Genomic DNA, 13512 nt, shown 5'->3' with positions numbered 1-13512 from the left:
ATCCTCCTATAAATATAATGAAAAGTTAAATTATACTCTGTGGCTTTCTTTTTTCTAATGTTGGTTGGGCCGTTTCAACCTTTTCTCCAGTATAGACATTAAGAACAGTAGAAGCTTCCTCAAACCAGCTGTCCGGCGCCTCATGCCCCCAAAATGTTTGACGTTGTGGATCATCCAAATCCCATTCGATTGGGTCAAAATCACCATCACCAGTATAATAATCACCGTTATACAATTCGATACGATGACCGTCCGGATCCCTTAAGTAAAGGAAGAATGCATTAGACAATCCATGACGAGCTGGCCCGCGCTCGATCGCCGGAGCTAACCCTTTTGCTGCGAGATAGTCACATCCATCAATCAAACTCATTGGGTCTTTTAGCCAGAAACCAATATGATGAAGGCGAGGTCCAACGCTGTTCATAAATGCAGTGTCATGTACACCTGGTTTTCGGTGTAACCATGCTGCCCAGATATTTTCCTCCCCTTTACTTGTTGTATATTCAGAGCAGGCAAAGCCTAATTCATTTATATAGTAGTCATAAGCTTTTTGTACATCTGATACTGCACAATTGAAATGATCGATACGTTGTACTTTGGCACCTACATGAATATCAAAGCGTTGCAACATACGGTCTACTTTCTCCATTTCATAGTAAAATTCAACAGGAATTCCGTTGATATCTTGAATACGAATTGTACGTCCAATCGCTGGTTGTGAACCTTTTTCCATCCATTTAACTTCTGTCCCCTGACTTCGGAAGAATATTTCCAGTTCATCAAGATCTTCTTCTCTGCTTACTCGGTAACTGATTACTTCAACAGCTGCTTCTGGTTTCTTTTTCAGCCATAGGCAATGATGATTATGGTCCTCAATGGCTCGATAGAAAATATTTTCGTCGTCGGATTCTGTTTCAATAAAACCTAGAGCGTTGTAAAACTCTCTTGATTTTTCTAAATCTGTCACATGTAAAACAGCACGCCCTGTACGCTTAATGTCAAAATTCATACCGGTTTCCCCTCTCGTTCCAAGGTATTATTTCCCAAGTTGTGGAATATGGTGATCATTTATAGATACATGTATAATTTTCGTCTCTGTGTAGAATTCAAATGCATAGTATCCACCTTCACGGCCAATACCACTATGTTTGGATCCTCCAAAAGGAGTTCTTAAATCACGTACATTTTGAGAATTCACCCATAACATACCTGACTCGATTGCTTGAGCAACGCGATGTCCTCGCTTAATATCATTTGTCCATACGTAACCAGCAAGGCCATATCTTACGTCGTTTGCTTTTTCAACCACTTCTTCTTCATCTCTAAATGTCATTACTGCGATTACAGGTCCAAAAATTTCTTCCTGAACAACTCGCATTTCATTCGTCGCATTCATTAATATTGTTGGTGCTACGTAGTTTCCACGGTTCAAATCTTCAGGAATATATCCGCTTATCACTTCACATCCCTCTTCAGCAGCAATTTCAAGATAATTCTTTACGTTGTTATAATGCGTTGTATGGATCAATGGTCCAACTTGTGTTTCTTCATCTAACGGATCACCAACTTTAATATTTGCAACGCGTTCTTTTAATTTTTCTATGAACTGATCGGCAATATCTTCATGCAAGTATAAACGTGAGTTAGCGGTACAACGTTCACCGTTAAATGAGAATATTCCCCATGTAGCAGCATCTAGTGCTCTATCCAAATCCGCATCCTCAAATACAATTATTGGGGATTTACCGCCAAGTTCCATTGAAAATCTTTTCAATGTATCCGCACCATTTTTCATAATTGTAGATCCTGTCGTTGTTTCACCTGTAAAAGATATTAATTGTACAACTGGATGTTTTACTAAAGCGTCCCCAGCAGTTTCGCCAAAACCATGAACAATATTGAATACGCCATCAGGCAGCCCTGCTTGGTCAATGATTTCAGCCATCCGATTAGCAGTTAATGGCGACCACTCAGCAGGTTTTAATATTACGGTATTACCTGTTGCAAGTGCAGGCGCAATCTTCCATGTTTCTAGCATAAATGGTGCATTCCATGGAGTGATTAAACCTGCAACACCCACCGCTGAACGGATAGAGTAGTTAATAAATTCATCGTCTACCTGGTAGGCTTCTCCGTACAATTGACTTTTCACCGTATCTGCATAATATCGAAAGTTGCTGGCGGAACGGGATACTTGCTTCTTTGTTTGGTTAATTGGCAGCCCTGTATCTAACGATTCAAGGAAAGCGATTTCATCTGTATGCTCTTCAATTAAATCTCCAATTTTGTAAATGTAATTTAGTCTCTCAGCTTGTTTCATTTGGCCCCATTCGCCTTTAAAAGCTTTCTTTGCAGCTTTTACTGCTTTATCAATATCTGCTGACTGACCCGAAGCAATGTTATTTATCTTTTCGTTTGTAAAAGGACTGATATTTTCAAAAGTACCATTCTCTTCTGCATTAACAAATTCACCATCAATATATAATTTAATATCGTTTAGTTTACCAGCTAAATCTCTATGTTTATCTGTTACAACTTGTTTATTTGTCACAATACCCTCTCCCCTTGTTAAATTTCTTTCCGCAACAATCATACGATCAATTTATTTTATTTTTAAAATATTCTCAACAAAAACTCTGTATTGCACTATTAATTAGGGTTAAATGGTCCCCGGACAGTCTGATCTTCTCTAAACGAATCAACTAAGTTTTAACTTGCTTTCCATTAAATATTGATTCGGGCAATTAGTATGCGTTAGATTATGAAATGAACAATTTAAATTCGGCAAATTCCCTTCCAAGGTCAAATTCTATTAAGGGCGTGAATCAGAATTGCACTTGTTGATAATTCTTTCGCTAGCTAATTAATAACGATTCGTTGTCCGGGCGCATAGAAACATCAATAATTTTTGTTTTCATATAGTTAGTTATAAGCCTTTTGTTTTTTTAATTGCTTCCTATCCACAATAAATCTATCTTATTGTTCCAAGGTCTCTTATTATGCAGTATATTCATTCTGTCTATAGCCACCATACTTGCCGCAGAAGAAGGTTAATGGTTCACCATCTGATAACTTTAGATCAATTACCTTCCCAATAAATAGCGTATGGTCTCCTACGACAATTGTTTGGTCTACATCACAAACAACAGAAGCTAAAGAATCCTTGATTGCCGGAACTCCTTCCATTTCATCAAATTCGATAGCTCCTTCTTTTTCTTTTTGTCCAGCAAAATGCATTGAAATATCTTGCTGTTCATCAGATAGGAAACTTACCCCAAACTGTCCAGAGCTTTTAATCTTATCAAGCATATTCGCATTATTATCAATTGAAATCGTTATCAATTTAGGTTCTAATGAAACAGACATAAACGCGTTGGCAGTCATTCCATGAATATCTTCCCCGTCATTTGTTGTAATAACTGTTACCCCTGTGGCAAACTTCCCCATCACATTACGGAATTCTCTACTATCCACTTTGAAACTCCCCCTTTTTATTTACACTGAAACACTTCGCGCAGTTCTAACTTCGCTCATAAAGGCAATAGAACAAGTTTTATCCAATTCATAAAGCGGTTCATTTAATTCCAGCTCATTTTCGGTTCGGGATTCTGGATGATGATAAAACTTCCCATATAATCGTTTTTCTCCTTGGATAACTTCCACATTATAAATCCCCGGAGCTGGTAATAACGATTTGTGATTCGGCTGCACCACTATATTTCCATTCGTACTGTAATCCAATATATTAACTTCCACTTCATAGTTAGCGCCTAAATAATAGGGTACTAGATCCAATTCCCCCCTTTGAATTAACTCTTTTATAAGGGTGGAACTTATTTTCTCATGCAGGTAGGTTTTCTTCGGAATAACGGATAAACCAAACTGAGAACTTTTTCTTGATTCTCTCCGGAGAAGGTCATTATTCCCTTGCGCCTTAAAGCCAAACGTGAAATCAAAACCAACTACCACATGTTTTACATTTAAACCAACAATATAAGTTTGGATGAAATCAGCAGGTGGGAGTGAAGCGAAAGTACGATCAAACGTCATCACAAATAATTTATCCACTCCCATTTCTGCCATCCTATTAATTTTCTGCGGCAACGGCATTAGGTACTTACGATTTTTATCTCCTCTGATAACTTCATCCGGATGCGGGCTAAATGTCATTGCTGTAAACAAGACATTTTTTTCATACGCAAGCTTTTTAGCATGATTTAAAAGTGCCTGATGTCCTAAATGAATACCATCAAAAAATCCGATTGCCATAATGTGAGGCTCCTGATCTATTTGTTCATCCAAATGAGTTAAATATACTACCTCCATCGTCTTCCTCCCTTCCGTATTTTTTATTTAATCTTGCAGCTTCTACGATAACAATTACTTAACACCTATTTAATTAAAGTCCATCATTGTATCATTATTTCACGAGTTCAAAACTTGGTTTTTTAATATTTTGGCTTTCAAGAAAATCATCAACCATTGATTTATATTTTTCTTTATCATATTGGTCAAAGTAAGCCATCCCCATTTTTATTGGATCCCCAAAGAAGTAATACTCATAATGTGTTTGGCGACTTCCAAATGCACTCATTGTCATATCCCATGCCAAACGGAATATTTGCACCCTTTCAAATCCTTCTACGTTTTTACCTTGCATTGCTCTGTTTAGGATTGGCCCAATCTCTTCGTTTGCAAAATCATTATATGTTGGAATTCCCATTAGGCCTGAAGCGCCAAGAATCCTTAAGATTTCTGCCAACCGCGGGTATACACGAGGAAACCAATTTCTAGCTGCATTCAATGCTTCAAAATCCGGAGTCATCATTCCCCATTTATCAAGTTTCGCATTATGTTCTGCTTTATATAGATGAGAGCGCATATTTTCAAGGGTCAGCATAATTTCTGTACCTTTGTCTTTAACATGTTGAAAACCATCAATACCAATGGAATCCATTAATTTTAGAGCAACCCCTAGCAGAAACTCTACTTTCGCAATATCTTTGGCAATTACTTGATGGGACATATGCACAACTGCATTTGTTTCACCAAAAGCACGGTTACATAGATCAGAATCTTCAAGAATAAAAACTCTGTCCCATGGCACAAGCACATGATCAAAAGATACGATTGCATCTCCCTCTTCAAACTTGGATGCAACTGGATGGTCGTATGCGTTCTTACCATAATCAAATGATTCTCGGCTCAGGTATTTTAATCCTGGTGTATTATTAGGAATTGCAAAAGCTAATGAATACGGATCATCCTTTGCTCCTGATTTAACTACGGTTGACGGGAAGACAAAGATTTCATCTGTAATTCCGGCTTGTGTTGCAAGTAGGCGGATTCCGTCTACGATAACACCTTCTTCATTTTTTTCAACAACATGCAATGCAACGTTTGCATCTTTTTGTTCCGCCTGAATCTTCGCACGGTTTACTTGTGGGTGAATAAGCGTATGGGTTAAACTAATGTCATTTTCACGAGCAAATTCCGCATATTTTCTGGCGTTATCCGCAAATTCTGGATTGGCTCCCTGCCCATAAAAATCATACGCTTTTGTCATTGTCATTACTTCTGCATTAAGGTAGTCCGGTGCGCGCCCCATTAGCCCTTTTGTAAATCCTTGCCATTCCATCATTGCTTCACGGCGTTCAATTAATTGATCAATGGTTTCTGGCACCATAAATGTCTTTCCTACTTTGTCACCTGTAGTCGGTGAAGTATAAAGCATTTTTTCCGGTTTTTCATGCTGGATATCATATAATTTTGCCATGGAATCAATGGCACCTTTAAAGGCAGGGTGTGTCGTCACATCTTCTACTCTTTCCCCTTGAATGTAAACGTTGTTATTTGCTTTTTTCAAGTTATCAATATACTGTTGACCTGTTTTTGCTGGCATTTCCTTATCCTCCTTTAATATTGTTTAGTTTTATAGCTAGAAAATCCCAAATTAACTGAATGCGCTTTCATTAAAACGCAAAAATAAAGCCTTCTTTTTATTGAAAATTAATAATCAATGAATAAATATTGTAAATTTATCAATAATTCGATCTTGTTTGTATAATACCATGAAAATAAATATATTTAAAATATCTATTTTATTTGTTTTGTATATATATTATATATATCAATATATGTTCATATATTATTAAAGCAGTTTTCACAGGTATGCTAGAGCCGTGTATTAGTAGTTTAGTTGACTTCTCAATATGCATTTAAATTTAGTTTCTGACTTTTTGTGAATTTTATACTATTATAAAATTAATATCTGGTTTATGCTTTTCATATATAAATATGTGCGATCAGGAGTGTGAAGAGAATGGATATGAGACAATTGCGGTACTTCTATACAATCGCAACTGAGGGGCAAATTACAAAAGCCGCCAATAAACTTCATATGGCCCAACCACCATTAAGCCAAAGTTTAAAAGCCTTAGAAAAAGAACTTGGTGTTACATTGCTTGAAAGAAACGGAAGAAAAATAGAGTTAACCACAGCGGGTAAAGTGCTGTACAACAAGGCAAACCATTTTTTCAATTATTTAGAGGAAACGATTACAGAAGTAAGGGAGACAGGTGAAGGCTTAAAGGGTAATCTTTCCATTGGATGTGTTAAATCAGCTTTTTCCCATATTCCCGACCGTATGAAAGTATTTCGGGAAAAATACCCAGACGTTACATTTGAATTAAGGGAAGGTGATTCCTACCTCCTTGCCGAAGACCTCAAAAATCGGGAAATTGATTTAGCCATTATTCGCTTACCATTAGAAATGGATGCGTTTTCTAGCTATTTCCTACCTGATGAAAATTATGTTGCTGTTCTACCAGCCAAATGGGCTACGCCTTACAACACTGCTACTATAACCATGGAGAAGCTAGCAGAATTACCATTATTGTTATTGCGCAGAATAAGTGGAATTGGTCAATACGAACTGATTCTTAATAAATTTAAAAAACATACACTAAACCCTAATATTGTTACGGTCTGTCCCGATGTGGATATGATATTAGAACTAGTTAGTAAAGAAGTGGGCGCCTCTATTGTGCCTGAGTCTACATTGAAAAAAGTGAATCTTAGTGGAATAACTAGTCTAGCCATTAAAGATGGCACTCTTATTTCTAGATCATCTATCATTTGGCTGAAAGATCGTTACCTTTCAAAAAGTGCAAAACATTTTATCGAGCTATTTCATAATTGGGATGACACAGTTGAGCATCACGTTAAAACAGATTAGCATATGGCCCTTCTTTAAATGGGGCAACACCAAAATCAATGGTTGAAACGAGTAAGAGCAAAAACACGGAGGTTCCTACAGGAAAGCGTAATGGTCTTCGGTAGGGCGAGTAAAAATAGATATGATCAAGAACAAAAGCGCAGAGCGCCTGTTTAAAAACGTAGAGATTGGAGTGGCACAACTGAGATAAAGGAAACACGGTGAGGTAACGAACCGATGTTGACTTTCACCACGGGCATAAGCGCGACTACGGCTCTGCCTGCGCCTACCGGCTTGTCAGTCGCCAAGTCTTCTTTTCACCACGGGCATAAGTGCGACTATGGCTCTGCCTGCGCCTATCGGCTTGTCAGTCGCCAAGTCTTCTTTATCGTAGGGCGTGACGGGAAATCTCTAAAGTTTGGCGCTCGGAGCTGGACACGGCTATTTTCTATAATTAGTTATCCACCAGGAAATAATTCTATAATTTCCTATGCAATAAAAAAAAGAGCATTTATCATATACTAAGTATATAACAAATGCTCTGTTAACTTATTTCAATTTAATGCTAATCCTTCTATTCTATTTCTTACTATGATGGCTCATCTCAAGTCTTTCCCTACATTACAACTTAAAAATAATCCCCATCAGTGAATAAATAATCACTGTTGAAAAAACAACCGTCATATGAATTAAGGAATAGATAAACATGGATTTCGCCCATTTTTCCGAATCCATACGTTTATAGCCAAAAACACTTAATAGCAGCCAGATGATACTCATCAGAAGTGCTACGAGCATCAACCCAATACTCAATGAACTGAATAAAAAGCTGATCCCAACCATGATAACTAAATAGATATTTGTCTGGATATATGTCCGTCTGACTCCTTTTACAACTGGAAGCATCGGAACTCCTGCAGCCTTATATTCTTCATGCTTCCGAATCGATATCGCATAAAAATGCGGCATTTGCCAAATAATCGTAATCACAAAAAGTCCAAGAATGGCCGGATGCGTAATATCCGGATACATAGCTGCCCATCCGATTAAAGGCGGCATTGCCCCAGAGATACTGCCAATCTCTGTGTTGTAGACCGTTCTCCGCTTACTCCACATTGTATAAGGAACCACATAAAAGAATAATCCGAGAAAACCTAAGAATCCGGCTAGCGGTGTAGTTAAGGTCAATAAAATAATACCGGCGACAGCCATAAAAATAGCAAGCCATAAAACTGTTTTAGGCTTGATTTCACCTGTAACGGTGGGTCTTCCCTGTGTTCTTTTCATAATCGCATCAATATCTCGATCATATAAATTATTAAAAGCTCCAGCTGCTCCTATCACGAAAATAGAACCTAAAAACGCAAACAGGATTTCTGGCAGCTTCTCGAAAATACTAATTTGATAAGTATATAAAGATAATGTGAGTCCCGCAAACATAGGAATCAGGTTAGAACGTATAATACCTGTCTTGACTGTTTGGGAAAGAATTTTAGACAAAGGCTTTTTTTGATCTTGCCCATTGTTTACTTCTGCCATTTCTAATCCAATCTCCTTTTTCTCCATCATTCACCAAACTTTCATCTAGATTAAAATGAAGAGCTTGCAAGTGATAAAATCTTAAGCACTAAGAAAAATATATACTATACACTATTTTATTTCCAGTTAATCAGTTTGTATAGAAGGTTTTATTAGCTGAAATTGTGAACATTAATAGAACGCTTTTTTGCAATTTTATAATTTTACGGTTTAAAATCCTGGCGTGACAGAATTTTATTTTCGCTTCCTGGTCTGCAATTAAAGGAGCCTCAATTGATTGTCTATTATAACGAAATAATCCTATAATAATAAAGACCGTTCCCATACTGTAACATGGAAACGGCCACAATAGGTCTAACCCGTTAAGAGGAATAGCGCTATTCAGGTTGTTAACCCCTTCACTCCTATCAAGCATATGGGGGTGTTTTTCTGCATTTTTATCGGACATAATAAAAGCAACTAAAGCTTCAAATTGGTGTGGTTTTTTTACTCTATCCGACAACTTTCTGTGCTTTACGATGTTTAAGTAAAGTGATAACTCCTGCAATAAGATAGGCTATACTAGCTATTACTCCTAAACCGAGCGTTAAAACCGTACTTAAAACAGCTATCACGGTTAATAGAATACCAACTAATTTTACTTTTTTCCGTTTGCTTAGAAAGATGATTGCCATCATACCTAAAAGTACACAAATGACAGATATAGTAATAATAAATAGCACGCTATTACTAAAAAAATCAATCTGTTCCTCCATTGTTGCACTGCGAGTTTTATCACCTGCATTTTCAAGTGTATCCTCTATGTATCCTTTAAACTCCTCATCAGTTTCCAGATTATCAAGCATGCTGTAGGAGTTCATGGCTAAAACCCCGAATGATAATAGCCCGATTACAATAAGTATAATGCTTACTGTATATTTTATTTCCTTTATTTCCAAAATGCTCCCCTCCTCATCGTTTCACATGTCATTAAATAGGAATAGCTAACCTCCCCTCTCCATATAGTAAATCAAAAATAGATAAAATAAAAAGGATTCAAGCAAGATAACCATTTTCCGTCAATTTAAAATATATCTTACTCCCTTCTTCATTACTAAAGTTTGAGATACGAAGCTGCTGTAAAAAAGGGAGAAGAACATATTACAAAATATGGTAAAAAACTCCCCTCAAATGTGTATTCTTCTTATTCCCCCACCAATTCCAGACAAAATTTCTTTTATATATTAGTGATGGATTATTCCCCAGGAAATAATCCATTCATACAAACCATTACCAAAAGAAGGTTGATCATGATGCAGAATAATTTTACGATCACTGCTGCTATCTTCTTTGGCAGGCTTTTTACCCCCTAAATCATTCTTCTATTTCTGAATAATAAGATTTAGACTCAAAATCAATTGACACTTTGTCAGTGGCGAGTATATACTTGCTTTATGGAAGGAGGGATGCTGGATGCGCGATGTAAAATTACCTGAAATCCGAAAAGCAGAAATCTTAGATGCTTCTATGAAATTATTTATGGAAAAAGGTTACTTGCAAACGACGACACAGGATATTATTAACGAGGTTGGCATTTCCCGCGGCCTGCTTTATTATCACTTTAAAAATAAAGAAGAGATACTCTATATCTTAGTTGACAGATCCGTTAATCCATTAATCGCTCAAATGGAAAAAATTACAGAAGATAACACACTTAACCCAGTAGAGAAATTACAACAATTCCTACAAACAACGATTATCCAGGAAGAAACTGTTACAGAAGAAACAATTACGCTGCAAGAAACCGTTCAGCTAGAAGAGAACAGGTATATGATGGATCGCTTTTATCATAAATTGATTGAAAAACTGCTCCCGTTACTAACACAAATTATTGAAGAAGGAAAAAAACAGAACCTTTTTCAAGTAGAACATCCTTATGAGACCGCTCAATTCTTAGTTACGGGATATGTTTTTGTTTCCAACGATATCAAACTCCGTCATATGAGCATGGAAAAAATGATGATTTATTTACAAGCATTCAAGAGACTATTATCAAAATCTCTGGGAATAGAAGAATCCATATTGGATGGATAACCAATGGATATTATTTCATTGGTTTCTTTCATCACTACAACTGACAATTTGTCAATAGGAGGAAATATATGCTAAAACTTAATCATGTGACCAAAATTTATGAAGATGGAACAAGGGCTATAACAGATATTAATCTCCATATTCAGAGCGGAGATATTTACGGATTTATCGGGTCAAATGGAGCTGGTAAGTCCACGACCATCAAATCGATTGTTGGCATTCATCCTTTTGAGGAAGGTGAAATTTGGATAGACGGTTATTCGATGAAATCCGACCCCGTCCTCTGTAAACTAAGAATGGCATTTATCCCTGACAATCCGAATCTTTATGAGCATTTAACTGGTCTGCAGTATATCAACTTTATTGCTGATATTTTCGAGGTTCCCCTGCCGGATCGTAAACGGCGTCTAAAAAAATACAGTACCATTTTCGAAATGACAAGCAAGCTGAATAACCGTATTGCTTCTTACTCCCATGGTATGAAACAACGGACTGCATTAATTGCTGCCTTGGTTCATAAACCGAAATTATTTATTTTAGATGAACCATTTGTCGGTCTAGATCCAACTGCCTCTTTTGAATTAAAAAAGATAATGCAATCGCATGCGAAAAATGGAGGAATTGTCTTCTTTTCAACGCATGTATTGGAAGTTGCTGAAAGGCTATGCAATAAAGTAGCAATTATCCATAAAGGGAAGCTTGTCAAAAACGGGTTTATGGAGGATGTTGTCGGTTTGAAAAGCTTAGAAGAAATTTTTATGGAGGTTCGTTATGAATCAAAAAATATGGATATTATTTAAAAATGACCTGTGGAGCAGCCTCCATATCAATCATTTGTTTCGGTCCGGCAAACAGAATAACGTGGCTAAATTAACAGCTATCGTTGTGCTTCTAATGGGGATACTCCTACTCGTTTATAATGCAATCACCGCTCAATCACTGGCGAATCTTGGAGAAGCAGCGTTGATACCAACCTATATGCTTTCTGTTTCCAGCATAATGATGATTTTCTTATCGCTTTTACGAGCGAATGGAACGATTTTTGGAAATAGCGATTTTGAACAGCTATCTACCTATCCTATCAGCGAAAAGGAAATATTTATAAGTAAACTTCTTCACTTATATTTTTTTAACTTACTGATCAGCTTTCTTTTTACCATTCCTGCATTACTGGTCTGGGCACCACTTGCAGCATTATCACCCATTTGGATCATCCTATTTTGTATGGTATCCCTGATCACACCGGTTATCCCTATTTGCGTTGGGGTGATTTTTGGGGGTTTTGTCTATCGGCTTGCTGCTTATTTTCAGCATATGAATCTGATTGCTGTCTTATTTTCTTTCATACTTTTAGGTCTTTTTAGTTATTTTGTTATCACGCATTCTAACCAATCCGCCCAGATGCAGGACATGCATACAATGCTATACAGTCAGATTACAACTATTTACCTACCATCGGTCTTATTGCAGTTTCATAACAGCCAGCATATTCTCCCGATCTTTACTTTTCTTTTTATTAGCTGCTTCTTGCTCGTCGCTCTGATTCATATTGGGAGTAAATACTACCGGAATCTTCACCTTCTGCTGATTGCTTTAACGAGTAAAACTAACGCTAAGCAGCAATCCATCAAGCAAAGGAACGTTCGGTTTGCAATATGGCAAAAAGAATTTTCAACTTTATTTAGCTCGTACAACTACTTGCTAAATTCCACACTAGGTATTGTGGTCCTAATTTTCTTTAATACGGCAATACTTCTCTTCGGAATGGAAAAATTGACTTCAGCTCTATCATTGCCATTTTCCATAGAGACGATAAAAAATGGATATCCAATGTTTATTGCAGCAATGCTTTTGTTAAGTAACCCGTCAACCGCTGCTTTATCAATGGAAGGAAATAAAATCTGGATTTTAAAAACCCTGCCTATGAAGCAAAAACATGTGATTCAAGCAAAATTAGCCTGTACGTTTTCGCTGCACTTTATTGGTTTTTTCATTAGTATTCTTGCTTTTTCAATCAGACTCTCTCCAAATGTGGAACAGATGATTTGGGCCGTAATTATTCCTTTAAGCTATTCAGCTTTCATTTCTACATTCGGTTTAATGCTGAATTTTTCTTATCCCTATTTCAGTTGGAAAAATGATATGTATATTGTCAAACAAAGCCCGCCTGTTTTGATATCTGCTTTTACCGGAATGGCAATGCTGTTGTCGCCATTTGTACTTATACTATTTGATATTTTGCCGATATCTGTTATTTACCTGGCTAATTCAATTATCTTAATCGTTTTATCCATTGGTTGTTATCAACGAACTTGTTCCATCAAATTGGTGTAGAGGAGAATGCTTATGAAAAAAGATGTCCTTGTATTTTTTATTATACTGTTTATTTTATTTATCGCAATATTATTCCTGCCCAATTCCATCCCGATTCATTTTAATTGGAAGGGAGAAGCAGATATCGTAGTTAATAGATATTTTCTTCTATTCGGTGTTATTATTCCCTACTCTATTTACTGGAAATATTCTAGGGGAAAGAAGCACTAGTACTTCTATATGTAAAAGAGGCTGGGACAAAACCCAGTAAAAACAGAAAAGTGACTTTCTACAAAGATAAGTAGGAAGTCACTTTTTTAATTTGATTAAAAAATAAAATAAATGTACAAAAAAAGGATACCTTCTGATAA

At 36.6% G+C, this 13512-nt stretch carries 12 protein-coding genes; 5 read left to right on the top strand and 7 right to left on the bottom strand.

The window, feature by feature from the left end:
* Positions 1-25 precede the first annotated feature (25 nt).
* The 5 genes from hpaD to hpaB all read right to left on the bottom strand — a co-directional run bounded on the left by hpaD (position 26) and on the right by hpaB (position 5902).
* Positions 26-1009: a 3,4-dihydroxyphenylacetate 2,3-dioxygenase gene (gene hpaD, locus KI343_RS06515; protein ID WP_212925635.1), complete on the bottom strand. Its 984-nt coding sequence runs from the start codon at positions 1007-1009 to the stop codon at positions 26-28.
* Positions 1010-1036: 27 nt separating this feature from the next.
* Positions 1037-2554 carry a 5-carboxymethyl-2-hydroxymuconate semialdehyde dehydrogenase gene (gene hpaE, locus KI343_RS06510; RefSeq protein WP_244856798.1) on the bottom strand — a complete coding sequence of 506 codons (1518 nt, stop codon included), beginning with the start codon at positions 2552-2554 and terminating at the stop codon, positions 1037-1039.
* A 443-nt stretch (positions 2555-2997) separates the two neighbouring features.
* Positions 2998-3474 (bottom strand): flavin reductase family protein, encoded by a 477-nt coding sequence (locus KI343_RS06505; protein ID WP_212925633.1) that lies wholly within the window; start codon positions 3472-3474, stop codon positions 2998-3000.
* A 21-nt stretch (positions 3475-3495) separates the two neighbouring features.
* Positions 3496-4326, bottom strand: a complete 831-nt coding sequence (locus KI343_RS06500) for an FAD synthetase family protein (protein ID WP_212925632.1) — start codon at positions 4324-4326, stop codon at positions 3496-3498.
* Between the two features lie 94 nt (positions 4327-4420).
* Positions 4421-5902 carry a 4-hydroxyphenylacetate 3-monooxygenase, oxygenase component gene (hpaB, locus tag KI343_RS06495; protein ID WP_212925631.1) on the bottom strand — a complete coding sequence of 494 codons (1482 nt, stop codon included), beginning with the start codon at positions 5900-5902 and terminating at the stop codon, positions 4421-4423.
* A gap of 420 nt (positions 5903-6322) precedes the next feature.
* Between hpaB and KI343_RS06490 the strand changes: the two genes are divergently transcribed.
* Complete coding sequence (locus tag KI343_RS06490; RefSeq protein ID WP_212925630.1) at positions 6323-7237, top strand: LysR family transcriptional regulator; 915 nt, start codon at positions 6323-6325, stop codon at positions 7235-7237.
* A gap of 600 nt (positions 7238-7837) precedes the next feature.
* Here KI343_RS06490 and cyoE read toward each other — a convergent pair.
* Entirely contained in the window at positions 7838-8755 is a 918-nt protein-coding gene (cyoE, locus tag KI343_RS06485) for a heme o synthase (protein ID WP_212925773.1), read from the bottom strand.
* 491 nt (positions 8756-9246) lie between these two features.
* The gene (locus tag KI343_RS06480; protein ID WP_212925629.1) at positions 9247-9693 is read right to left on the bottom strand and encodes a DUF4064 domain-containing protein; all 447 of its coding nucleotides are present in this window, start codon (positions 9691-9693) and stop codon (positions 9247-9249) included.
* Positions 9694-10207: 514 nt separating this feature from the next.
* On the opposite strand from KI343_RS06480, the gene KI343_RS06475 reads away from it, so the two are divergent.
* From KI343_RS06475 to KI343_RS06460, 4 genes are all read left to right on the top strand, one after another.
* On the top strand, positions 10208-10828 hold the full coding sequence (locus KI343_RS06475; RefSeq protein ID WP_212925628.1) for a TetR/AcrR family transcriptional regulator: 621 nt from the start codon (positions 10208-10210) through the stop codon (positions 10826-10828).
* Positions 10829-10896: 68 nt separating this feature from the next.
* A complete protein-coding gene (locus KI343_RS06470; RefSeq protein ID WP_212925627.1) occupies positions 10897-11628 on the top strand; it encodes an ABC transporter ATP-binding protein in 732 nt (243 codons plus the stop codon).
* A complete protein-coding gene (locus tag KI343_RS06465; protein WP_212925626.1) occupies positions 11600-13162 on the top strand; it encodes a hypothetical protein in 1563 nt (520 codons plus the stop codon). Before KI343_RS06470 ends, KI343_RS06465 begins: the two co-directional genes overlap by 29 nt.
* A 12-nt stretch (positions 13163-13174) precedes the next feature.
* A complete protein-coding gene (locus tag KI343_RS06460) occupies positions 13175-13372 on the top strand; it encodes a DUF1648 domain-containing protein (RefSeq protein ID WP_244856765.1) in 198 nt (65 codons plus the stop codon).
* Positions 13373-13512 lie beyond the last annotated feature (140 nt).

Source organism: Oceanobacillus sp. J11TS1 (assembly GCF_018333215.1).
Lineage (GTDB): Bacteria > Bacillota > Bacilli > Bacillales > Amphibacillaceae > Oceanobacillus.
Note: the sequence above shows the minus strand (reverse complement) of the source record. Positions and strands in the feature narration are given on the sequence as shown.